This window comes from Flavobacteriales bacterium, assembly GCA_016712535.1.
Classification (GTDB): domain Bacteria; phylum Bacteroidota; class Bacteroidia; order Flavobacteriales_F; family PHOS-HE28; genus PHOS-HE28.
Window position 1 is genome coordinate 1,173,689 of the sequence record JADJQW010000002.1, and the last position, 21,291, is coordinate 1,194,979.

Annotated in this window: 20 protein-coding genes, 1 tRNA gene and 1 riboswitch; of the genes, 10 read left to right on the plus strand and 11 right to left on the minus strand. The window is 59.9% G+C overall.

The window, feature by feature from the left end:
- Positions 1-91 precede the first annotated feature (91 nt).
- From IPK70_04750 to IPK70_04780, 7 genes are all read right to left on the minus strand, one after another.
- Positions 92-1,126 (minus strand): fatty acid desaturase, encoded by a 1,035-nt coding sequence (locus IPK70_04750; protein ID MBK8226465.1) that lies wholly within the window; start codon positions 1,124-1,126, stop codon positions 92-94.
- Complete coding sequence (locus tag IPK70_04755) at positions 1,099-1,974, minus strand: lysophospholipid acyltransferase family protein (GenBank protein MBK8226466.1); 876 nt, start codon at positions 1,972-1,974, stop codon at positions 1,099-1,101. The genes IPK70_04750 and IPK70_04755 overlap by 28 nt, the downstream gene beginning before the upstream one ends.
- Positions 1,975-1,986: 12 nt before the next feature.
- Positions 1,987-2,622: an endonuclease III gene (gene nth / locus IPK70_04760; GenBank protein ID MBK8226467.1), complete on the minus strand. Its 636-nt coding sequence runs from the start codon at positions 2,620-2,622 to the stop codon at positions 1,987-1,989.
- A 15-nt stretch (positions 2,623-2,637) separates the two neighbouring features.
- Positions 2,638-3,561, minus strand: coding sequence for an HrgA protein (locus IPK70_04765; GenBank protein MBK8226468.1), 924 nt, complete (start codon positions 3,559-3,561; stop codon positions 2,638-2,640).
- A 159-nt stretch (positions 3,562-3,720) separates the two neighbouring features.
- Positions 3,721-4,245, minus strand: coding sequence for a hypothetical protein (locus IPK70_04770; protein MBK8226469.1), 525 nt, complete (start codon positions 4,243-4,245; stop codon positions 3,721-3,723).
- On the minus strand, positions 4,245-4,955 hold the full coding sequence (locus IPK70_04775; GenBank protein MBK8226470.1) for an ankyrin repeat domain-containing protein: 711 nt from the start codon (positions 4,953-4,955) through the stop codon (positions 4,245-4,247). Before IPK70_04775 ends, IPK70_04770 begins: the two co-directional genes overlap by 1 nt.
- A 183-nt stretch (positions 4,956-5,138) precedes the next feature.
- Positions 5,139-5,618: a hypothetical protein gene (locus IPK70_04780; protein MBK8226471.1), complete on the minus strand. Its 480-nt coding sequence runs from the start codon at positions 5,616-5,618 to the stop codon at positions 5,139-5,141.
- 112 nt (positions 5,619-5,730) lie between these two features.
- On the opposite strand from IPK70_04780, the gene IPK70_04785 reads away from it, so the two are divergent.
- A complete protein-coding gene (locus IPK70_04785; protein MBK8226472.1) occupies positions 5,731-8,103 on the plus strand; it encodes a M1 family metallopeptidase in 2,373 nt (790 codons plus the stop codon).
- Positions 8,104-8,177: 74 nt separating this feature from the next.
- Here the strand turns inward: IPK70_04785 and IPK70_04790 are convergent, their stop codons facing one another.
- Entirely contained in the window at positions 8,178-10,139 is a 1,962-nt protein-coding gene (locus IPK70_04790; GenBank protein MBK8226473.1) for a VCBS repeat-containing protein, read from the minus strand.
- A gap of 200 nt (positions 10,140-10,339) precedes the next feature.
- On the opposite strand from IPK70_04790, the gene IPK70_04795 reads away from it, so the two are divergent.
- From IPK70_04795 to IPK70_04835, 9 genes are all read left to right on the plus strand, one after another.
- Entirely contained in the window at positions 10,340-11,398 is a 1,059-nt protein-coding gene (locus tag IPK70_04795; protein MBK8226474.1) for a WG repeat-containing protein, read from the plus strand.
- A gap of 238 nt (positions 11,399-11,636) precedes the next feature.
- Positions 11,637-12,890: a site-specific integrase gene (locus IPK70_04800; protein ID MBK8226475.1), complete on the plus strand. Its 1,254-nt coding sequence runs from the start codon at positions 11,637-11,639 to the stop codon at positions 12,888-12,890.
- 3 nt (positions 12,891-12,893) lie between these two features.
- The gene (locus tag IPK70_04805) at positions 12,894-14,003 is read left to right on the plus strand and encodes a hypothetical protein (protein ID MBK8226476.1); all 1,110 of its coding nucleotides are present in this window, start codon (positions 12,894-12,896) and stop codon (positions 14,001-14,003) included.
- A 105-nt stretch (positions 14,004-14,108) separates the two neighbouring features.
- Complete coding sequence (locus tag IPK70_04810) at positions 14,109-14,420, plus strand: helix-turn-helix domain-containing protein (protein MBK8226477.1); 312 nt, start codon at positions 14,109-14,111, stop codon at positions 14,418-14,420.
- 43 nt (positions 14,421-14,463) lie between these two features.
- Positions 14,464-15,882, plus strand: coding sequence for a DUF3987 domain-containing protein (locus IPK70_04815; GenBank protein MBK8226478.1), 1,419 nt, complete (start codon positions 14,464-14,466; stop codon positions 15,880-15,882).
- A 240-nt stretch (positions 15,883-16,122) separates the two neighbouring features.
- Positions 16,123-17,250: a hypothetical protein gene (locus IPK70_04820; protein ID MBK8226479.1), complete on the plus strand. Its 1,128-nt coding sequence runs from the start codon at positions 16,123-16,125 to the stop codon at positions 17,248-17,250.
- A 26-nt stretch (positions 17,251-17,276) separates the two neighbouring features.
- Positions 17,277-17,474, plus strand: coding sequence for a hypothetical protein (locus IPK70_04825; protein MBK8226480.1), 198 nt, complete (start codon positions 17,277-17,279; stop codon positions 17,472-17,474).
- On the plus strand, positions 17,471-18,019 hold the full coding sequence (locus IPK70_04830) for a hypothetical protein (GenBank protein MBK8226481.1): 549 nt from the start codon (positions 17,471-17,473) through the stop codon (positions 18,017-18,019). The genes IPK70_04825 and IPK70_04830 overlap by 4 nt, the downstream gene beginning before the upstream one ends.
- A gap of 8 nt (positions 18,020-18,027) precedes the next feature.
- Positions 18,028-18,651: a hypothetical protein gene (locus IPK70_04835; GenBank protein ID MBK8226482.1), complete on the plus strand. Its 624-nt coding sequence runs from the start codon at positions 18,028-18,030 to the stop codon at positions 18,649-18,651.
- Between the two features lie 174 nt (positions 18,652-18,825).
- On the opposite strand, the gene IPK70_04840 is transcribed toward IPK70_04835, so the two are convergent.
- The 3 genes from IPK70_04840 to IPK70_04850 form a co-directional block, all read right to left on the minus strand.
- Positions 18,826-18,897 (minus strand) — tRNA-Thr (locus tag IPK70_04840).
- Between the two features lie 54 nt (positions 18,898-18,951).
- The gene (locus IPK70_04845) at positions 18,952-20,232 is read right to left on the minus strand and encodes a T9SS type A sorting domain-containing protein (GenBank protein MBK8226483.1); all 1,281 of its coding nucleotides are present in this window, start codon (positions 20,230-20,232) and stop codon (positions 18,952-18,954) included.
- Positions 20,233-20,337: 105 nt separating this feature from the next.
- Positions 20,338-20,518, minus strand: a riboswitch (cobalamin riboswitch).
- 10 nt (positions 20,519-20,528) lie between these two features.
- Positions 20,529-21,194 carry a hypothetical protein gene (locus IPK70_04850; GenBank protein ID MBK8226484.1) on the minus strand — a complete coding sequence of 222 codons (666 nt, stop codon included), beginning with the start codon at positions 21,192-21,194 and terminating at the stop codon, positions 20,529-20,531.
- Positions 21,195-21,291: the final 97 nt, after the last annotated feature.

A 21,291-nucleotide genomic window follows, 5' to 3' on the forward strand; every position in this document is an offset into this window, starting at 1 on the left:
GGAGGCGCCGCCGCTGGGCACCGTTCAGCTGGTTCTGAACTGAGCCGCCACGCAAGAATCGGAGAGGCCCCGTGAAGGGGCCTCTTCCATTTCAGCGGCTGAGCTGGTGCCTCAGCTCCTGGCGGGACACCATGCGCTGCAAGGCCGGGTCCCAAGCCTTCAGTCGGAAGCACGCAACGATATCCCAAGGCCAAAGGCTCGTGCGCTTGGCCTTTTCGCGCAGTTCTGGGATGGCCCGGTGGGCCTCCGGCAGCCGATAGAAGGGGATGTGGGCGTTGAGGTGATGAACGTGGTGGAAGCCGATGTTGCCCGTGAACCACTGCAGCACCGGGTTCATCTTCATATAGCTGCTGCTATCGAGCGCGGCCTTCACATAGCTCCACCCATCCTTGTCAGCGAAAACGGTCCCGGGGAAATTGTGCTGCGCGTAAAAGAGGTAGCTCCCGAGCGCGAAGGTGACCAGGTAGGGGAGGAAGAAGGCGAAGACCAGGTTCTCCCAGCCCAGGAACCACCAGGTGGTGAAGCCGAGCGCACTGTGGAAGACCAAGGTGATGAGGCTGTCCCAATGCCTTCCGCGATTGCTGATGAAGCTGTTGAGGCACATGCCGATGATGAAGACGAACACGTAACCGAGCCCGATGGCGAAGGGGCTCCGGATGAAGTTGTAGGCGAAGCGCTCGCTGCGCGTCAGGCTCTTGTACTTCTCCACGGTCACCACGGGGAAGGAGCCGATGCTGCTCGTGTAAAGCTTGCAGTTGTGCTTGTGATGGTGATCGTGGCTGCGCTTCCAGATGCTGGGCGGACTGAGCATCCACATGCCGAAGAACCAGAAGAAGGCATCGGCCGGCTTGCTGCGGTTGAGGATGCTCTTGTGCTGGTGGTCGTGGTACAGGATGAAGAGGCGCACCAGCGCTAGACCCGTGAGCACACCGAATGCGGCCTTGCTCCAGAGCGGGTCGAAATAGACGGTGCCGAAGTAGCAGCCCGCAGTGACGACCACTGAGACGAAGAGGTGCATCCAACTCCTGGCGCGTTGCTCCAGCGCAAAGGGCCGTGTGGCAAGGATCAGATCCTTGCGCTCGCCGGTGTGCTTCACGGTTACGCGTGGGGGCGCTGGTGCTTCCATCTGCGGTGTGTCCAGAGCCAAAGGTCGGGCTTCTGGCGGATGTCCCGTTGCAAACGATCGGTATGGAGCTGATTGATGTCATTCCCCGACATCGATTTCGGATCAGGAACCAGCACTTCGGCGTGCATATCGTAATGCCCGCGCCTGGCTTGCTGGATGCTGAGGTAGATGACAGGATACCCCAACTTCTTGGCAATCACGCCAGTTCCGGTGAATACGGGGGTGTCCTGGTTGAGGAAGGTTGTCCAATAGGCCCGCTCCGGTGACGGCGTCTGGTCGGCGATGAAGGCCGTGGCTGTGAGCAGCTGCCGGTCTCGCACCATGCCTTTGAAGGTCTCTTGCATGGCATAGAGCCGGTTGCCCAGCCGGGTGCGCATGCGCACGATGAGCTGCTCGAAGTGCGGGTTCTGCAGCGGATGGTAGATGACGTACAGCTGGTGAAGCCCGGGCTCTGCGGCGAAGCGCGCGCCGGCCAGCTCCCAATTGCCGTAATGGCCCATAACGATGATCACGCTCTGATTCCGCTCAACGAATGGCCTGAACACATCGGCGCCAGGGAAACTCACGCGCCGCCGCACCTCTTCGGGCGAGATGGTGAGCGTCTTCAGCGTCTCCAGCGTGAGGTCGCAGAACCAGCGGTAGAAGCGCTTCGCGATGGCCCTGATCTCTGCTTCGTTCTTTTCCGGGAAGCTCTTGCGAAGGTTCGTGAGCACCACGCCCTTGCGGTAACCGATCACGCCGAAGAGGAGGAATCGGGTGCAGTCGCTCAGGAAATAGAGCAACGGGAACGGGAGGAGCGCGATGCCGTAGAGGAAGGGCAGGGCCAGATAGTAGCCGATCGCGCTCATCGGCCGCGAAGATCAGTCGAAGAGCTCCTTCCGCCCCACCACGGAGCAGATCGGGCACGTTCGCGGATCGTGCCCCTTGGCCGGGCAGTGCTCCCGGCCGAAGTAGATGATGCGGAGATGGAGGTCGGCCCATTCCTCCTTGGGGAAGAGCTTCTTCAGGTCGGCTTCGGTGTGCTCCACGCTCTTGCCCGTGCTCAGGGTCCAGCGCCAAGCGAGGCGATGGATGTGGGTGTCCACCGGGAAGGCCGGCACGCCGAAGGCTTGCACCATCACTACGCTGGCGGTCTTGTGACCCACGGATGGAAGCGCTTCCAGTTCTTCCAAGGTGCTTGGCACTTGGCCGCCGTGCTTCTCAAGAACGATCTTTGAAAGGCCGTGTATGCCTTTCGCTTTCGCCGGCGCCAGGCCGCAAGGCCGGATGATGTCCTCGATCTGCTGCACGCTCAGCTTCACCATCTGCTGCGGCGTGCGCGCCTTGGCGAAGAGCAAGGGCGTGATCTCGTTCACCTTCTTGTCTGTGCATTGCGCGCTGAGCACCACCGCTACCAGTAGGGTGTAGGGATCCTCGTGGTCGAGCGGAATGCGCGTGCGCGGGTAGAGTTCGGCAAGCTTGCGGGAGACGAAGGCGGCCTTCTCGGAGCGGGTCATGGATAGCAGCGAGGGCTATAGAATGCCGTGCTTCTCAATGTGTTTGACCATCGCCTCAGGTGAAAGTACCTGATCGTATGTGCTCAGAATCTTGCGCGTCTTGCTATCGTTGGTGATGTTCTGCAAGAATGCCTCGAATTCAGGGTTATCGCGCGCAAGCTTGTCCATTGCATCGAGATCCAGTTGCGCTTTCTGTTTCGCTGGGATCAATATCTCCGATTGTTCGACCTGTTCAGGTTGAAGTTGGATGAGCCCAATGCCGAACGTATCTGCCAAGCTGCGCACTTCCTCAACCACTGAGTCTCCAATCTTGACAGCCACCAAGTATCCTTCGTGTGCCCAGCTTGAATTTGACACCGCTTGGAAGTAGTGCCTTCGCAAGTTGCCCATGTCAAGATCCTTCTTCAACTCGAAGGAGTACAACTTGATCGCTGAAACCGAGATCGAAGCAATGAGGTCCAATAGTTCGTTCTTGTACTCCTTGAAAGGCAGATACACACCAACGATGTCGGGATGGATCCATTCGTTAACCCCTTTCTTTCGCTTTATTGAGTGCTGATCATAAATGGTCTTCAGCTTCGCACCGCGGAAATGTGGCGACGAGTCGGCGTAGTACACCAGCATTGGGTGCAAATCGCGCTCGGAGTAGTTGTTCTTGTCATCGATAGTCGTCGCCTCAACTGTTGGAGAGATGAGCTCCAGGGATGAGCCCTTCAGTCCGAAACGGGTCGGTCGCTTTCCCACCGCGACGAACCTGCTCGCTGTATTGTCGCGTACTTCTACATACAGCCTTGCGCCTAACGTCGCCCACGGTGTCTTGCCCCTCGTCTTGAGCTTCTTGTCCAATCCTCTCTGGACGGCGAGTTCCCAGATCTCGTTTCCAGTCAGTGGTCGATCAACGGCTTTTATAGTTGCTTCAGCAAGTTCTAAGAATGTCATTCTCGTTCTCTTGTATACGTCGCTCTGTTACCATGTGAAGGTATGGGGCGAACTCCCTTTGATGAACGTATGCGACCGCGTCGGCCGAAGTTGTTTGTTCCCAAGGCCTAGTTCACACCATACAGGCGTCATCCATGAACTCCTGATCCACTGCGCGTTCTACTCTTTCCCGAAGCCAGCGGCTTTCACCGCATCAATCACGCCCTGATTGTTCGAGTTGCGCGCGAAGCCCATGGTGAACATGACCGAGAACATCGGGCAGAACTTGTCGGCTTTGAATTGCTTGATCTTCACAGCATCACCTCTGCCAGCTCCTTTGGAGATCAGGTAGTTCACGATATCGAGATTGCCTTTGTCCGCAGCCACCATGAGCAGGTTGATCCCCTCGGCATTGTAATTCGTTCCGCCGGGGAGGCCGGAGCAATTCTGCTTGCCGCTCCCTTCGTAGATCTTCGACACGTACTTGGGGTACTTCTCGACCATCAGTTTCACGAATTCGAGATTGTTGGTGAGGACGGCCGCGAGAACGAAGTCGCCGTTCGTGTAAGTGAAGTTCGGCAGCTTGGCTGCATCACCTGTGCGATCCTTTACGTTGAATCCTTTCTTCTCGTCGAAGTCAGCGTTCGCCCCGTGCTCGATCAGCGCTCTGGCGACCCCGGTCTTGCCGAAGTCGAGCGATTGCATCAAGATGTTCCCCCAAGTGCCGGCAACAACCTGGTTGGGGTCGGCTCCTTTCTCAAGAGGTAAACGGCCATCTGTTCCAAGGTGCTGAACTGGCTCGCTTGCGCATTCGTAATGCGTGTGGGTAGTGTGACGCCCATCTTGGACATGGGTTCCACCAGTCCGGCCAGGTAAGCCACGCGCTCCTCACCTTCCTTGACGCTGATCAGTGCGTTCATCACGGTCTGACCGGTCAAAGGGCCAATGGAGTATTTCTCCAGCGGGTCAGCGCCTGCATCCACCAGCATCTTGATGATCTCCAGATCGCATCCGGTGATGGCCTGGGAAAGCAGGGTTTGCCCGATCTTGGTTTTGACCTTGATGTCAGCACCTGCTGCCAGCAACAATTTCACCGCATCTTCATTGCCCCAGTAGGCCGCGTTGATCAGCGGGGTGAATCCGTTCGCTGGATGAACGAAGTTCAACTCGGACTTGCTATCGATCAGGACTTTCACCACTTCAGCATCTGCCCAGCAAGCAGCCAGGTTCAGTGGCGTGCCGAACGCAGGGTCCAAGCTGTTCACATCTGCACCTGCGGCAATGGCCGTGAGGGCATTCGGATAGTTCGCTCCTTTCAGGGCAGTCCAAAGGTCTTCCGTGGCGCCTGCGAATGAGTGAGGGATGACAATAAGAAACGCAGCGGACGTCATCAGGGTTTTGAGTCGTTGTGACATGGTTCGAGAGTTTGTTGTACTTACGCTGTGGGCTGCGCCGAAAGTAGCTCGGCACACACAACAGTAGACAATAATCGCATGCCGCACGTCTGCGCCGCGCAAGAGTGAAAGAGCTTACCAGGCAGCGCCTCTATCGATCAAGGATCGCTTCGTCAGAAAAGCCTTCAAACTGGAACTACCGCGTTACCAGGTGAATGTATGCGGCGAGGCTTCCCGAACGAAGGTGTGCGACCGCGTCGGCATCTTCTCCCCCTCCACATGCACCAGGTTCTGCTGCTCCGCGAAGACATCCTGTAAGAGCGTATTGGAGACCATCAGTCCGTTCGGTGAGGCGATACCCTCTACCTGCAAGTAGCAGTACAGCGTTTCGCCATCGAGCTCTTTGCCAATCCAGTTCCAAGCGAGCTGTTTCTCCTGGAAGAGCGTTAAGTGCTCCATGAAGTATCGGTTCAGCAAGCTGTCGGCCTTAGGGTGCTCCTTGTCCGAGCCGAGCTTCAACTCGCCTCGTGCGCTCAGCGCGTGTTCGATGTCGTGCGCGGTCATCCGCCAGGTGAGGTCAAGGGTCTTCGTCTCCGGCTTGTGACGGATCGTGAGGATTGACACGAAGAAGTCGTGGGCGGTGAGTGCCACGCTGAATGTGAGTGCAAGTAGAGAGAGCTTCATACCGCGCAAAGATGGGATGGCTTCGGGCCGCGGGCTTCGGGCTGGGCAGTGCTTCGGTTCAACGCCTTGCCCAGCCCGAAGCGCGTGGCCCGCAGCCACTACTTTCGCCAACATGTCCTCGAAGCTCTACCTCACCATTTGCACATCGATCCTTACGAGCACTGCCCTCGCCCAGGATTCCCCGCGTTACGGCCGCGACAAGTTCCGCCAGCTCGATCAGGAACTGCCCACGCCCAACGAGCAGCGGACGGCCAGCGGCGCGCCCGGCCACGCCTACTGGCAGATGAAGGCGGATTACGACATCCATGTGGAGATCACGGAGCCGAAGGCGAGTGAAGGCGTGCTGCCGAAGCTCACCGGCTACGAGACCATCACCTATCACAACCAGAGCCCCGACAAGCTCGAGTACCTCTGGCTGCAGTTGGATCAGAACATCTTCGAGCCGAACAGCGATGCGAACACCACGCGCACCGGCACCCTTGGCGATAGCGTGAGCCTCTCGCAGATCGACAAGTGGGTGAATCCCTTCGAGGGTGGATACAAGATCACCTCGGTGACCGATGCCAATGGGGGCAAGCTGAAGCACACGATCAACAAGACCATGATGCGCGTCGACCTCCCGAAGCCGCTCGCGCCGGGCGCGACGTTCGTCTTCAAGGTGCAGTGGTGGAACTGGATCAACGACCGCTTCAAGTGGGGCGGACGCGCTGGCTACGAGTACTTCCCCGAAGAGGACAACTACCTCTTCACCATCGCGCACTTCTACCCGCGCATGGCCGCGTACATGGATTACAGCGGCTGGATGCATAAGCAGTTCCTGGGCCAGGGCGAGTTCACCCTCGACTTCGGCGACTACACCCTCAGCATCACGGCGCCCAGCGACCACGTCGTTGCGGCCACGGGCGAATGGGCGAATGCATCAGCGGTGCTCACGTCCGCGCAGCAGAAGCGCCTCGCGCAGGCGCGCACGAGCGACAAGCCCGTTATGATCGTCACGCCGCAGGAGGCGCTCGAGAACGAGAAGGAGCGCAGCAGCGGCACCAAGACCTGGGTGTACAAGAGCAAGAACGTGCGCGACGTCGCCTTCGCCAGCAGCCGCAAGTTCATCTGGGATGCGATGAACCAGCCGGTGAAGACCAACAACGTGCTCTGCATGAGTTACTATCCCAAGGAGGGCAACCCGCTGTGGGAACAGTACAGCACCAAGGTGGTGGCGCACACCATCAAGACCTACAGCAAGTTCACGGCCGACTACATCTACCCCGTGGCCATCAGCGTGCACACCGACCGCATCGGCATGGAGTACCCGATGATCTGCTTCAACGGCGGGCGGCCGGAGAAGGACGGAACTTACAGCGAGCGCACGAAGTATGGCATGATCGGCGTGATCACGCACGAGGTGGGGCACAATTTCTTCCCCATGATCATCAACTCCGATGAGCGGCAGTGGACCTGGATGGACGAGGGCCTCAACACCTTCGTGCAATACCTCACCGAGCAGGAGTGGGACAAGGATTACCCCAGCTGGCGCGGCAAGCCCCGCAACATCGTGGACTACATGAAGGGCGACCCCAACGCCGCGCCTGACAAAATGAAGGCGCGCATCGAGCCGATCATGACCAACAGCGAGAGCATCACGCAGTTCGGCAACAACGCCTACGGCAAGCCCTGCACGGCCCTCAACATCCTGCGCGAGACGGTGATGGGCCGCGAGCTCTTCGACCACGCTTTCAAGACCTATTGCGAGCGCTGGAAGTTCAAGCACCCCACGCCGGCCGACTTCTTCCGCTCCATGGAGGACGCGAGCGGGGTGGACCTCGACTGGTTCTGGCGCGGCTGGTTCTACACCACCGACCACGTGGACATCAGTCTGGAGAACATGCGCTACAAGCGCCTATCACCGCGCGATCCATTACTGGCCGAGAAGACGAAGCGCGAGGAGAGGGCGCGCGAAGTGCCCGACCTCAGCCGCCAGCGCAACATTGATGCGAAGCTCGACTTCGTGGTGGATCGCGACCCTGCCACGCGCGACTTCTACAACAGCTACGACCCGCTCACCGCCACGGAGCGCGACATCGCGGCCTATGAGAAGTGGAAGAAGGGCCTGAAGCCCGAGGAGCTCACGCTGCTCAACGAGGAGATTCACCTCTATGAGCTCTCCTTCAAGAACATCGGCGGGCTCGTGATGCCCGTCATCCTGGAGTGGGAGTACACCGATGGCACCAAGGAAGTGGAGCGTATCCCCGCTGAGATCTGGAAGACCAGCGACGAGGTGAGCAAGGTCTTCGTGAAGCGCAAGGAGGTGACACGCGTCACCCTCGATCCCTTCTTGGAGACGGCGGATTGCGACCTCAACAACAACAGCTGGCCGCCGCGCATGGTGCCCACGCGCTTCGATGTGTTCAAGGAGCAGCAGTGGCGCCAGCCGAACCCCATGCAGCTGGAGCGGAACCGGATGACGGGCGGGGAGATGAAGGGGCAGTGATTGCAGGAGCTGGAACCGAGCCCTAGGCTCAATTGCCCGGACCGAATGCCTTCCGCGGATCTGCGCGGTTTCGCCTATTGCTTCACGAAGCGCGCTGATCGCACGCCATCCGTTCCCAGCACCTGCAGCACATACGCCCCGGGGCTGAGTGACTGCACCCCCACCTTTCCATTCACCGCGCGTCCCGCGAGCACCGTCCGTCCGCTCGCATCGGTCACGGCGTAGTTGCAGTTCGGCTCGGTTCCGGCAATCGTGAGCGCCTCGGCAGCGGGATTAGGCGAGATGGAGAAGTTCCCTCCAGCAGGCTCCATGATCGTGGTCACGGTGCTCTGCACGATCACGTGCGTGGTGTTGATCGCCGGGTTCTCGAAGGACTCCACCGTGCCATCGGGCCACTGGATGCTCACTTCCTCCACTTCGGTGTCGGGACCCAGGCCGAAGTGCGCCCCGATGAAGCTCATGTGCGAGAAGCCGTCTCCGCTCCGGATGTCGCGGATCTGCGTGCCCAGCGCGCTGGTGACGGTCACGCGCGCTCCGATGGCGTCGCGGTTGCTGATAGTGCCCTGCGGGTTGATCCGGATCCAATTGTTGCTGTTGCCGTTGTTGCGCTGATAGCCGCCTCCATTGCAGATGTCCAGGAAGCCATCGTTATTCAGGTCGCCGATGGGCCCGTTCCCGGGTGCGTTGGGATCATGGCTGAAAGTGCCGTCGCCGTTGTTGTAGTGCAGCGCACCACCGCCCAGGATGTCGATCCAGCCATCGTTGTTGAAGTCGTGCGCGGTCCACTCGATGCTCAGGCCGGTCCAGAGATCCATGCCGTTCCCTGGAGGCGCATCCGTGAAGGTGCCATCGCCGTTGTTGAATAGCAGCTTGTGCACCGCGCCGCTGCTGGCACCGATCAACGCGTCCATGTCGCCATCGTTGTCGAAGTCGCCCCAGGCGCTGCTCCAGCTCTGGTGGCCATCGGCAAGGCCCAATGAGGGCGCCACATTGGTGAACGCCCCGTTGCCGTTGTTCAGCATGAGCAGGTCCGTGGGATCGCAGCCGCACTTGGCCACGAAGAGGTCCACAACGCCGTCGTTGTCTATATCCGTGAAGATGCTGCCGTAGTTGCCGCAGGTGGTGCCGTAGCCGCCCTGGGTATGCACCAGCTGCCCTGCGCCGTCATTGATGAAAGCCACGTTGGCATCCACATCATGGCAGGAGAAGGCATCGAGGTGCCCATCATTGTTGAGGTCGACGAAGTTGGTGCGCTGGCAGAAGATGTACTGGGGCGGGCTCCATTGGGTGTAGGCCGTGCCATCGCCGTTGGCGGACATGAAGGTGGCGCCGCTGCCCCCGCCGTACAGCAGGTCGCGATGGCCGTTGCTGTCCCAATCGCCCACGGCGAAGCTCCAGGATGCCGTATTCACCGCGTTGGTGGTAGGGAAGTTGGTGACGCTGTACGCGCCGGCATCGCCCTGATAGGCCACGTTGAAGCTGGAATATCCGGGGGACACCATGTCGTCCTTGCCGTCATCGTTCATATCCACAGCGCCTTGAGCGCCACTGACTCCTGGCACGACTGTGTTGGAGAAGAGAACAGCATTATCGGGCACCCACGATTCAAGCACAGAGAAGGTGAATGCGTTGCTCGACCAGTAGCTGTCCCAGGCGATGATGTACGTGGTGCCCGCTGTGGCGCTGAAGGTGGCGATGGAGGTGTAGCCGGGTCCTTCGTCGTCGCCGCCGGAATAGCACGCCAAGGAAGCGCACGTGCCGGTATACACATGCATGCGCGTGTCCACGTACGGGAATCCCGTCACATAGCTGCTCACCGTCACGAGCATGTCGTTCGCAGGGGTGAATGCGTACCAGAGGCCCGCGGCGCCAGGGGCGGCAGGTCCGGCGCAGAGCTGCGTTGGAGCCGTTCCGGTTACCTGCGGCGCGGTGTGCGTGCCCAAGCCGATGGGCACTGCGGTTTCGCAGGTGTTCTGTGCATGAGCGCCAAAGGTTGCCAGCACGAGCAACATGGCAGGGGTACGCAACGCCATCATGTTCCTTGGATTTTCGACGGCAAGGTAGATGGCCGCGCAACATGGGCGCGAACGATCCTGAGCGACTTTGGAAACACACGAGCAGAAGGGCAGGTCATTCTCCTCGTGCTCGGGAATCGCTCTGTTGTGGGGGACACGGTCCAGGTCATTGCAGGAATCACAGCGTCTGCTTTCCTTCGTTCCATGAACCCACACAGGCCATGAAGCACATCATTCTCGCTATTCCAGCCGTGCTGCTCAGCACGGTCATGCACGCCCAAGCCCTCCTTTCGCAGGCGCGACCTGCAGACAGTGAGTTCTGGGGCTACGTCGACAACACGGGCAACATGGTCATTCCGCCGAAGTACAAGCACTGCTTTCCTTTCGGGGAGAGCGGCTACGCTGCGGTGAAGGATGCGGTCACGGACAAGCCCGGCTTCATCAACGTGAAGGGTGAAGCCTTGAAGACGGACCCCGCCGATTTCGTGCTCATCAGCGGCCTTTTCGGAGGCAAGGATGCGCAAGGCTTCAGCTGCGGGCGGGCCCCTGTGCGCATCGGCGATCTCTGGGGCTTCATGGGAACCGACGGGAAGATGGCCATCCCGGCCAAGTATGATAAAGTGGAACCCTTCGAGAGCTGCCTTGCCCTGGTGATGCTCGGCAAGAAGCAGTACATCCTCACCGCCGATGGGAAGGAGACCGCCATCAGCGATGCGAACATCGTGGATGTGAAGGGCTTCAAGAACGGCCTCTCGCCATTCAAGCAGAAGGACAAGATGCACGGCTTCATGGATGGCGATCAAACCATCGTCATCCCCGCGCAGTTCCTGAGCGTGGGCTATTTCACCGGTGAACTGGCCTGGGCCAAGACGAAGGAGGGGAAGGTCGGATTCATCAACCGGAAGGGGGAGTGGGCGATCACAGCGCAATTCGACGCAGCAGAGGATTTCGATGAGGCGAGCGGAATGGCCCGGGTGAAGCAGGCCGATGCCTGGATGTATGTGTCGCGCGATGGCAGCATCATGCGGATGACGGACACCCAGGTCTGGGGCGATTTCTCCGATGGCCTGGCCAAGGGCAAGAAGGGCGAGCTCTTCGGGTTCTTCGACAAGAGCGGGGCTTGGGCGATCACCCCTCAATTCCAAGGTGTCCGTGATTTCAAGAACGGTTACGCGGCAGCCAAGCAGGGCGAGAAATGGGGCTTCATCGACAAGACCGGTAAGTGGGCGGTAGAGCCCAAGTTCGAGGTCGTGAAGGATATGGAACGGCCATCGAAGTAGCCGTCAGTTGGTAAAACAGAAAGGGACCGCTTGCGCGATCCCTTCTGAGCCTCCTGTCAGATTTGAACTGACGACCTGCTCATTACGAATAACTACCGGGGTACTTTTCAAGGGTATCCCTTCCCTACTCCAGCCCTTGCCGTTCGTGGTAAATGTAGGCCCGACGGGGAAAGTAGATGCACCGTTCGTTTTCCTTCCCCTTGCCCCTACATTTACCCCATCGTTTACCCCGATACCGATGGCAGGTGCAAGTATCAACCTCAACCCGAAGGCGAAAGCGCAAGGCTTCAGCGCCCGGTTCGTATGCCTCTCTGGAAAGACCTTGACCGGTGGAAGTCACCCCATCCGGCTCCAGTTGATCCACAACGGCAAGATCAAACGCTACTCCACGAAGGAGGCTTGCACACTGGAGCAATGGGACGAAGGCACGGGCCGGGTGAAAGCCCGCGTGAAGGGTGCGGCCTACACGAACGGGATCCTGAGCGCGATCGAAGCCCAAGTTTCCGGCATGGTGGACAGCTTGGTGGTGAGCAAGGCGCTTTCGCTGGAGAACTTCGATGCACGCTACCGGAACCCCAAAGCCGCCGAGGATGTGCTGGCATACTTGGAGCACTTGGAAAAGACGTTCCGGGCCGAGGGCCGCATCGGGTACGCGATCACTTACCGCAACGCTGCAAGCGCCCTTCGGCGCTTCAGTGGTGGCAAGCCCGTTCGGTTCGCTGACCTCACCGCGCGGAAACTGGAGGGGCTGGAGCAATACCTGAAGGGCGTTGGATGCACGAACGGCGGCATCGCTACCTATATGCGTGTGCTTCGCGTTGCGGTGAACATGGCGATCAAAGAGGGCTTGCTCCACCGCGACCAATACCCCTTTGAAACCGCACGATCACGGGGCTACTCCATGAAGCGGCTCAAAAGCAAGTCCAACCCGCGTTCCCTCACTGAGTTGGACATGGACAAGCTGAAGCGGTTCCCGTTCGCCGATCACCCGCACCTCGGCGAAAGCGTTCGCCTCTTCCTGTTCAGCTACTACGCCCGTGGGATGAACTTCGCGGACATTGCCCAACTGAAGCGCGCGGACGTGTACGATGGGCGGATCTTCTACCGCCGCCGGAAAACGAACGACGCTTTCAGCATCCCGGTGAGCGATGCGCTGGCCGAGCTACTGGCCGTATTCGATGGCCACGAAAGCCCCTACCTCTTCCCCATCCTGAGCGAAGAGCATGGAACCGAAAGGCAGCAATGGAACCGGATCCAAAAGTGCCTGAAGCGGCTCAACCTCGAATTGAAGGAAGCCGCCGAGGTGGTGGGCATCACGGTCCCCCTCACCTCCTACGTTGCCCGGCACACGTTCGCCACCACGCTAAAGCGGAAGGGCGTTGACGTTGCCGTGATATCGGAAAGCATGGGACACGAAAGTGTGAACACGACCCGCGCCTATCTGAAGCGGTTCGGTAGTGAGGTGTTGGACGCCGCCGATCAATTGCTCTGAGCGATGGAAGGGAAAAGGAAGATCCACCCCTACACCGAGAAACATTCGGAAGTTCTAAAGAGGCTCGGCTACTTGGCACCGCGCCTTTGGGATCGCGAAGAGGCGAGCAAGGAACATCTGTTGGCGATCGAACAATGGGCCGAAATGCTCCGGCTCCACATTCCCGGCCTGTGCATTTCGGACATGCCGAGAATGTTTGAACTGCCCGCGACCATGCCGGACGGGAAAAACGGGTTCACATGGTCAAGCCTCAATAATCGGGAGTTCGATCAAAGTCGATGGAACGAGATCCCGGCCCACCTCAAAGAAGCAATTGAAAGTTGGGGCAACGCGACTACGGAAATTCTCGAAGGTTGGACCTACGAAAGCGTGCTCCCGCCGAACGCAGTGCCACGCACCCACGATGAACCCAACCCAAGGGTGTACATGCTCAGTGGGAAGATGGTGCGAAGCGGATGGAAGGGTGATGATCTTCGGAAAAGAGTTTGTGATTTATTCGAGATCCGGCTCCTGGAATTGTTCCGGCTATCGCCGAACAACGTGCGCAAGCAGAACGTGGCCGCACGGCTTCAGCACCATTGGGAACACGGCGGAAACGCCGATGCCTTCCTTGACTACACCGAAGGGGTGTGCGACAAATGGGAAGGCGAAGCACCTACCTATTTCGACATGCCGCGAATGGAGCGAATGCAGGTTGAGGATGCGGCTATTCTCATGCGAACGATGCGCAAGTGGGTAGAGGAAAAGCTAAAGGCCGCGACGCCGAAGGGTAAAGCCAAAGCATCGCAGCCCACGGCCCTGACCATCCCGATAGTTGCGCGCCTTTGTTGGTGCATGGAAAAGGCCGGGCATTCGGATCACGGCATCGTGAACGCGACGGCGGCAATTCGCTTGGCGAAGCAATATGGGCAACTACACGATCGCGCCGGGGAGAAATTGAAGCAGGAACGGGATCGCTTCGATGGGGCCGACGGCAAGCCCTTTTTGAGAGGCGGTTCCCGATCGCGTGAAGCCTACGGCAGAAAGACGTGGGCAGCGGTAAAAGTCGAACTGGAGCGACTTGGATACTCCGAGGCCGTCGCACATGCTGAGGCAATACTGAGCGACCTGTAAAGCACTGAAGGAAATTCCTACACATGGATCACATGTGTATTCCCGGTGGAGGGCAAAACGTGGGGATAGTGTTGCGATCGCTTCGGCACAAGCCGGGCATCGCAAATGACAACGAACCCCTTTGAAGAGATCACGGCGCGCTTGGATGCGTTGGCCGTGGATGTGCGAGCACTGAAGAGCCGCACGATGAACGAAAAGCCCGAGCGCAAACGCCGGGTCGGACTACCCGAAGCTGCCCAATACTGTGGGTTGGCCCACCGGACCATGTACAAAAAGACGCATCGCCGGGAGGTGCCACATAGCAAGGTGGGTGGTCGCTTGTTCTTTGACCTGGACGAACTGGATGCTTGGATCGACGCGGGCCGCCGTCGCACGGTGGCCGAGGTCGCGGTGGAACGCATGGCAGGAAACAAGTGAGCGGGCAGCGCGCCAACGCTTACCCGCTCAAATACTGACTTCCATGCCAAATGTAACACCGAACGCGATCAACACCGACTTGGTGAACGCGATACAAGCCGAAGCCGCTCACCTCACCGTGCTACCGACGGAAGATGATCGGCCCAAGGCACAAGGCTTCCCGGTCCATGTGCTGCCTGAAGGCTTGCAATGGATCACCTCACACCTCCACGAAACGATCGGCTTCCCTGTGGACTACACGGCGGCCGCGATCCTCTTCGCCGCATCGGTAGCGGTCGGCACCTCGGCACGCATCACACCCAAACGTGGATGGACGGAACCCGCGATCCTTTGGCTGGCCTTGGTAGGCAGGCCGGGCGCGAACAAAACGCATCCGCTCACCATGATGCTCCGACCCTTGACGGTGCGGGATCGTGAAAGCGCCCGGCGTTATGAGAATGAGCTGAGGGAATACGAACGCGCCGCGAAGCAAGCCCGGAAGGAAGAGGGAGGCGAAGCGCCGCACGAACCCGAATGCGATCAACACTTGGTGAGCGATACCACCCCGGAGGCGTTGGTGGAAGCCCTCAACCGGAACCCGCGCGGGGTCGGCTTGCATCGCGATGAGCTGGCCGGATGGGTGGAGGACTTCGGACGGTATAGCAAGGGCGGGGACGTGGAAAAGTTCCTCTCCATGTGGAGCGCCCAACCCGTGCGCGTGAACAGGGTGAAGAGCAAGCGGCCGCTCTATGTCGAACGTCCGTTCGTGTCCGTGTGCGGTACGATCCAACCCGGCGTATTGGGAAGGTTGATCGCGGACGGCCGAGGGGCCAACGGCTTCGTGGATCGGATCCTCTTCGCCTATCCCGAAGCCCAGGAAGTACCGGCATGGAGCGAAGCGGAGCCGGATGCACAAGTCGCGGAATACTGGCAAGCATTCATCCACAAGCTCCTTTCGATACCACCACCGGACGAAGGTGCCGACCCGCTACTCTTCACGTTCACCCCGGACGCGAAACGCCTTTGGGCGAAGCATCACGCCGCGCTGAAAGCAGAGATCGACGGTTTCAACCGGGATGGGGACGAAGCACGCGCCGGGCATCGGACCAAGATGCTCAGTTACACGTTGCGGTTGGCAGTGATAGACACGCTGGCACGATGGGCCGAGAGCAACGAACACGCGATCCCCTCACACGTTGACGCCCCATCGTTGGCCGCTGCGATCGCCCTTGTGGACTACTTCACCTCCACGGCTGACAAAGTGCTGTTCAGCCTTCACGATAGCACCCCGGTGGATGAACTGAGCGGCCCCAAGCTGAAGCTCTACCGCGCACTGCCCACAACGTTCGCCACGGCCAAGGCGATCGTGATCGCCGAGGGCATGGGTATCAAACGACGCACCGCCGAGCGATACCTCGGCGATAGGAAGCTCTTCCAACGTCACCGCGACGGGGGCCAATACACGAAGGTCCATGAAGGTTGATCGCTACCCCTTGGCGGGCTTGTCGGTTGGCGGCCCTTGGTCTGAAAGCCGCGCCCGTGTTGAGGTTCCCGGAGTTCACACGGTGGCGGGGCCGTGGCGTAGTGGCGGAAGCACTTGCCCACCGCCACACCGCCAAGCGACCGCCACACCCCGAAACGCGGGGAATGCTTGTCCCCGTAGGTGTCCAGCGCATCACCCGCCACCCGCCACGCCCGCCACGTACTTCCAAAGAGCAACACGATGAACGCGCCCCATCGTTTCATCCTGGAGCCGTACAAGGGTCCATCCACCCGGCACACCTGCCCGCAATGCAGCAAGCCGAGAGAGTTCGCGCGGTACGTGGATACCACCACCGGGGAACTACTACCTGAGCACGTCGGCAAGTGCAACCGATCGGACGCATGTGCATACCACTACCCACCACGCGACTACTTCCGCGACAATGGCACCCACCCCACCGAAGCCGATGGCAGCGCATGGTCGCCGAAACCTGAGCCGCTCCCACTTCCACCTCATTTGCATAAGCGCGCCGAGGTAGCCGCGTTGCGAGCACACCCTGAGCGGAACAACTTGGCCGCTTATTGGCGCGATCGCATCGGCGCGGATAGTTGGGACACTGTGGCCCGTGCCTATGCGCTGGGAACGTGGCCGAGCGGATCACTGGCCGGGGCTGCGATCTACTGGCAAGTGGACCAACACGGCAACGTGAAGGCTGGGAAGGTGATGCAATACGATCCCAGCACGGGGAAGCGTGTGCATGGTGCTCAGAGTTGGGTTCACGCATTGACGGGCGGCATTCCTGAAGGTTCGCGTTTGGAGCAATGCCTCTACGGTGAGCACCTACTGAAAAGCTGGCCGATGGATGCGCCGGTCGCGGTGGTGGAGAGTGAAAAGACGGCCATGATAGCCGCCGCGTTGGTGCCTTCTATCTTGTGGGTTGCGGTCGGGGCCGTGGGAGCCTTCACGTTGGCCAAGCTGCAAGCCCTCACCGGGCGGAAGGTGCTGGCATTCCCTGACCTGAGCCGCGACGGTAGCGCCTTCACTAAGTGGAGGGAGAAAGCCGTGGAGATCGGCCACCTCTTCGACGCGGTGCATGTTTCCGACTTGCTGGAGCACATGGCCACGGATGCCGATCGTGAGGCGGGGCTGGATATTGGGGACTACCTGTTGAGGTCGGGCGATGAGATCGCCACCACCGAAACGCCGAACACCTCGGCACCGGTGAACGTCCCGGCCATGATCCTATCCGAAGCGGAAACCGTGATGCAACGATGGGCCGAGCGAAACCCCGCGATCAACACGCTTGTGGACGTGCTCGGCCTGGACCTGAAGAGCGCCAAGATCACCAAGCTGGTCCCCGCGAAGTGATGAGAGCGGAACAAGCACGAAAGGACATGGAGAACCTGGCCGAAGGGATCCGCGAAGAGTTGGACAACGCGACACGGGCTGAAGCCTTGGCCGATCGCATGGACGCACTGGAACGCATCGCCGAGCTATCGAAGCGCCTTCGGTCGAAGTGCAACCGCGAACTGATGGAATTGCAACGCCTGAACGACGGCACACCTGAACGAACAAACCCAAGTCAACAATGAGCAAGCGGAAAACTGGAGCGGCCGAGGCTGCGATACACACGAACAACGAACACTGGAACGGCTACGCCTTGGCCTTTCTGTGCAAGGTGAAGGAAGGCGGCAAGTTCCCCGACGTGGACAAGGCTATGGACCTCTATTCCCAGGTGCTTGACATCCTGCAAGCCTCCCACGATGAACCCCTGAAGGGGGACCGCGCGGCTGAGGCACTACTGGCCAAGGCAGGGATGAACGAAGAGCAATGCGTGGAGATCAACCTTGCCGCCTACACCTACCTGAAGGGAAGTGAGTTCGACGTGGACCTATCGGTGGGCATCGCATTACTGAAAGGCCGCACCAAGGCGAAGGAAGCCGAACCGTGGACCAAGGGCACACGGGAAGGGCTTCAGGAATTGGTGAGGCGCGAACTGGCCGAGCTGCCCGAAACGCTGAAGGCACTGGAGCCAAAGGACCGGATCGCCACACTGTGCAAGCTCCTGCCCTACGTGTTCCCGAAGTTGAACAACGTGGAGGGCAAGGAAGAGCAACCTACCGGCTGGGGTTTCTGAGCACTGCGATGGGACGCCCGTACACTGGAGCCGCCACGGTTTACTCTTCCCCGCGCTTGGAATTGTCGCGGTTGCTGAAGGTGGGCTACTTCACCAAGGGTGCCGAGGTGAGCGGATCATGGACGTGGACCAACGGTGACGCCGTGCGGATCTTCACCAAGCGCAAAGGGGCCGAGGTCTACATGGAACTGAGCTACACCTGGACCCATCCGCACACCGGGGCGGCTGAAGATGTGCGGCAACGGTTCGACATGGTGAGCAAGCCGAGCAACCTCGGCCGGGGTGAAGTGCTCTACTTCCGTTGTCCGCAAACCGGCCGCGCTTGTCGGATGCTCTACCGGGCCTATCATGCCCGCACCTTCCGAAGTAGGTGGGGCTTCAGCTATCGGCTCTACTACCCTTCCCAAACATGCGGCAAGCTCAACCGCTGGGATGAAACCTACTGGAACGCCGAGCGGCACTTAGAACGAAGCAAGGGCAAAAGGAAGCCCGGAACCTATCGCGGCAAGCCCACGAAGCGATCAAAGAGGCGGGAACGGTTGCTGGAGCAACTGACCCGCGCCGATGAAGCACGTTGGTCCCCGGCTTGCTGGCCGATCCGTCTACGCGGGGCGTTCTTGGACTTGCGCTAATTCCAAAGGAGTTCGGTTATCGGAGCGCCCGCGAATTGATCCGGGCAGGGCTGGCAAGGCTTCCGAGCGATACACCGGGAAAGGCTCCAGCGGTCGCAAACTTGCCCCCTTATTTACCCCTGCCCAAATAAACAAGCCCCCCAACTTGCGCTGGAGGGCTTGCGGCTCTAAGAGAGCCTCCTTTCGGATTTGAACCGAAGACCTGCTCATTACGAATGAGCTGCTCTACCGCTGAGCTAAGGAGGCCTTTGCAGCCAGCCGGTGGTCGCGGTGGGCGGCAAATGTAGGATCCCGAGCCGATCACTGTTTCGTGAAGCGCGAATAGCTCCCGCCTTCGAGCTTGACTGCGTATGAGCCCGGCGCCAGGCTGCTCACGTCAAGCTGAAGCGTTCCATTGCTGGACAAGCGCTCCCGCAGCACAGCACGGCCCATGGCATCCACCACCTCCAAGCCCATCGGGGAAGCCATGCCGGGCAACCCGATGAAGACCCGATCCTCGGCGGGGTTCGGGAAAACGGTAAGCACAGGCGCGACCGCGTGGCTGACTCCTGTGGTCAATCGGATGTCCAAGGCCATCTTCCCGGCTGAGACACCAACTGCTTCGTCACTGAGCACGTTGCCATCCGGCTCCATCACATAGAGCGTACCCGTGCTCGTGAAGTCCGTGGTGGTCACGTAAAGAACGCCGTTGATCGGGTCGCTGGCGATGCCATAGGCACTGAGTCCGTTCGTGAGCGTATCCTGGACTTGGTCATTGACGAGGTCATATCGAGCGATCTGATCCACTGCGTACTCCAGGTAATAGATCTTATCCGCCGCCGCCGCCGATGTGCCGCAGCCGGAGTTGTTCGCCACGTTGATGGTGCTGATCAGCGCGCTCGCGACCGGGTCGATTCGGCTGATGCTGCTGCCCGTGTAGTCCTTGTTGTTGAAGGCGTAGAGGCCGCCGTTCCAGGACATCAGATGCTCAGGGTTGTCGCCATCCGGGCCGAGGTCGATCACGCCTTCGTAGCTCTGCGATGCGAGGTCGATGACCGCGACCAGGTTCATGTAATTCGGCCAATCGAAGCCGTTCGGGAGCGATACGAAAGCCTGGTCGCCCACGATCTCCACGGCTTCAGCGTGGTAGGGGATCTCTGCGGCGTCGATCGTGTACAAGAGGTCAAGGGAGCCCTTGTCGCGCACTTCCACGTAATGCGGCAATCCGCCGAACTCGCCGCGGGTGATCACCAACTGATCGTTCCAGATGCCGATCCGCCGGATGCCGCGGACCACCTCCATGTCCAGCAAGGCGAAGGTGTTCGCGTCGTACTTGAGCAGCATGGTATCCGCGCTCACAAACACGATCTCGTCCTCCACCTTTACATCGTTGCCGAACCGGGCGTTGGGGATCACGGCGACTTCGGTGTATTGGCCGGTGGCCGGATCGTAGCTCCCGAGCGAGGGCGGGAGGACGACCACCTGGTTCACATAATCGAACCAGCCTTCATTGAGCAGTACGACCTGGTGCACATACTGCTGGGCATTGGCAGCCGTCGCAAGGACTCCGGCAACCAACAGGGCGGGAAATGAACGGAACATGGAATTTGGGGTTTGCTTGCCGCGTTCACCGCGCGGCGTTCATGATGGTGAAACCCCGGCAACGGAAGGATGGCCACCGCCAGCCAACCCGCCCTTGCCCGGGGCCATTGTCTTGCGCAGCGCGGCAGGTCTTCTGGCTCATCGCCCTCATCCATCGCGCCTTCCCCGTTGCCGAGTGGCGTGTGCGTTGGACCTCAGCGATTCACAGCTGCGGGAACAGCTCCCGGTTCGCACGGGATTCCCTTTTCATCCGCCGAATGGCGGAACCGCAATGCGGGGCCGAATGTAGGCGCGGCTCAATTCCCTCCGAAGCGCACGCAGAAAGAAAGCTGCAGGAGCACGCCGCCGGTGGTGAGCTTGGCTTCGAAGTTGTCAAGGTCGATGCTGCTTCCGTTCTGCTCAGCCGCCCGCAACGGCATGCTGGTGCTCACGTAACGCAGCATGAAGCGCATGCCCAGATGGTTGCCGAAGCCCACGGCCATGCCGGTGCCCAGGCCCCACTGGAACCCGAGGTAGCGTGAATCGCTGTCGTTGATCGTTCCGGCCTCATCGCGCACGATGTTCAGTGCTGAAACACCCAGTTGCAGCGAGGCGAGCAGGGCGAAGCGATCCTTGTTCAGCAGGTAGAAGCGCGGCTGGATGCCGGCCATCATCAGGTTGTTCGATTCGGTGGCGCTGGAATCGAGGTAGGCCCCTGGTTCCAGGTAAAGGCCGAGGCTCATGAACTTGGCGAGTCCGAAATCCAATTCAATGGGCAGGGTATAGGTGGCCGCGCCATCGGTCGTGGTGGTATCAACGCTTACTGGGGTCCCGAAGAAATTGAAGGTGAACTTCTGATAGTACTTCGTGGCGTGAAAGCCAACGGCACCGCCGATAGAGGCGTGGAAGCGGCCTGCCTCATTGAACTGAGCGTAGGAACCAATGGAGCAGACCAGGAAGGAAAGGATCAGGAGCTTGCGCATGATGGGTGCGGGAGTTGGTGCGGTAAAGATGGGCCAGCGCCCAATGTCGGGATTCCCATGATGGGCCGATCCGTGAACAAGGACTATTTACACGCGG

Excerpts from the sequence above, each read along its gene's own strand:
- IPK70_04750 (MBK8226465.1), bottom strand. The coding sequence starts at position 1,126 with ATGGAAGCACCAGCGCCCCCACGCGTAACCGTGAAGCACACCGGCGAG.
- IPK70_04755 (MBK8226466.1), bottom strand. The coding sequence starts at position 1,974 with ATGAGCGCGATCGGCTACTATCTGGCCCTGCCCTTCCTCTACGGCATC.
- nth (MBK8226467.1), bottom strand. The coding sequence starts at position 2,622 with ATGACCCGCTCCGAGAAGGCCGCCTTCGTCTCCCGCAAGCTTGCCGAA.
- IPK70_04765 (MBK8226468.1), bottom strand. The coding sequence starts at position 3,561 with ATGACATTCTTAGAACTTGCTGAAGCAACTATAAAAGCCGTTGATCGA.
- IPK70_04770 (MBK8226469.1), bottom strand. The coding sequence starts at position 4,245 with ATGCAATCGCTCGACTTCGGCAAGACCGGGGTCGCCAGAGCGCTGATC.
- IPK70_04775 (MBK8226470.1), bottom strand. The coding sequence starts at position 4,955 with ATGTCACAACGACTCAAAACCCTGATGACGTCCGCTGCGTTTCTTATT.
- IPK70_04780 (MBK8226471.1), bottom strand. The coding sequence starts at position 5,618 with ATGAAGCTCTCTCTACTTGCACTCACATTCAGCGTGGCACTCACCGCC.
- IPK70_04785 (MBK8226472.1), top strand. The coding sequence starts at position 5,731 with ATGTCCTCGAAGCTCTACCTCACCATTTGCACATCGATCCTTACGAGC.
- IPK70_04790 (MBK8226473.1), bottom strand. The coding sequence starts at position 10,139 with ATGATGGCGTTGCGTACCCCTGCCATGTTGCTCGTGCTGGCAACCTTT.
- IPK70_04795 (MBK8226474.1), top strand. The coding sequence starts at position 10,340 with ATGAAGCACATCATTCTCGCTATTCCAGCCGTGCTGCTCAGCACGGTC.
- IPK70_04800 (MBK8226475.1), top strand. The coding sequence starts at position 11,637 with ATGGCAGGTGCAAGTATCAACCTCAACCCGAAGGCGAAAGCGCAAGGC.
- IPK70_04805 (MBK8226476.1), top strand. The coding sequence starts at position 12,894 with ATGGAAGGGAAAAGGAAGATCCACCCCTACACCGAGAAACATTCGGAA.
- IPK70_04810 (MBK8226477.1), top strand. The coding sequence starts at position 14,109 with ATGACAACGAACCCCTTTGAAGAGATCACGGCGCGCTTGGATGCGTTG.
- IPK70_04815 (MBK8226478.1), top strand. The coding sequence starts at position 14,464 with ATGCCAAATGTAACACCGAACGCGATCAACACCGACTTGGTGAACGCG.
- IPK70_04820 (MBK8226479.1), top strand. The coding sequence starts at position 16,123 with ATGAACGCGCCCCATCGTTTCATCCTGGAGCCGTACAAGGGTCCATCC.
- IPK70_04825 (MBK8226480.1), top strand. The coding sequence starts at position 17,277 with ATGGAGAACCTGGCCGAAGGGATCCGCGAAGAGTTGGACAACGCGACA.
- IPK70_04830 (MBK8226481.1), top strand. The coding sequence starts at position 17,471 with ATGAGCAAGCGGAAAACTGGAGCGGCCGAGGCTGCGATACACACGAAC.
- IPK70_04835 (MBK8226482.1), top strand. The coding sequence starts at position 18,028 with ATGGGACGCCCGTACACTGGAGCCGCCACGGTTTACTCTTCCCCGCGC.
- IPK70_04845 (MBK8226483.1), bottom strand. The coding sequence starts at position 20,232 with ATGTTCCGTTCATTTCCCGCCCTGTTGGTTGCCGGAGTCCTTGCGACG.
- IPK70_04850 (MBK8226484.1), bottom strand. The coding sequence starts at position 21,194 with ATGCGCAAGCTCCTGATCCTTTCCTTCCTGGTCTGCTCCATTGGTTCC.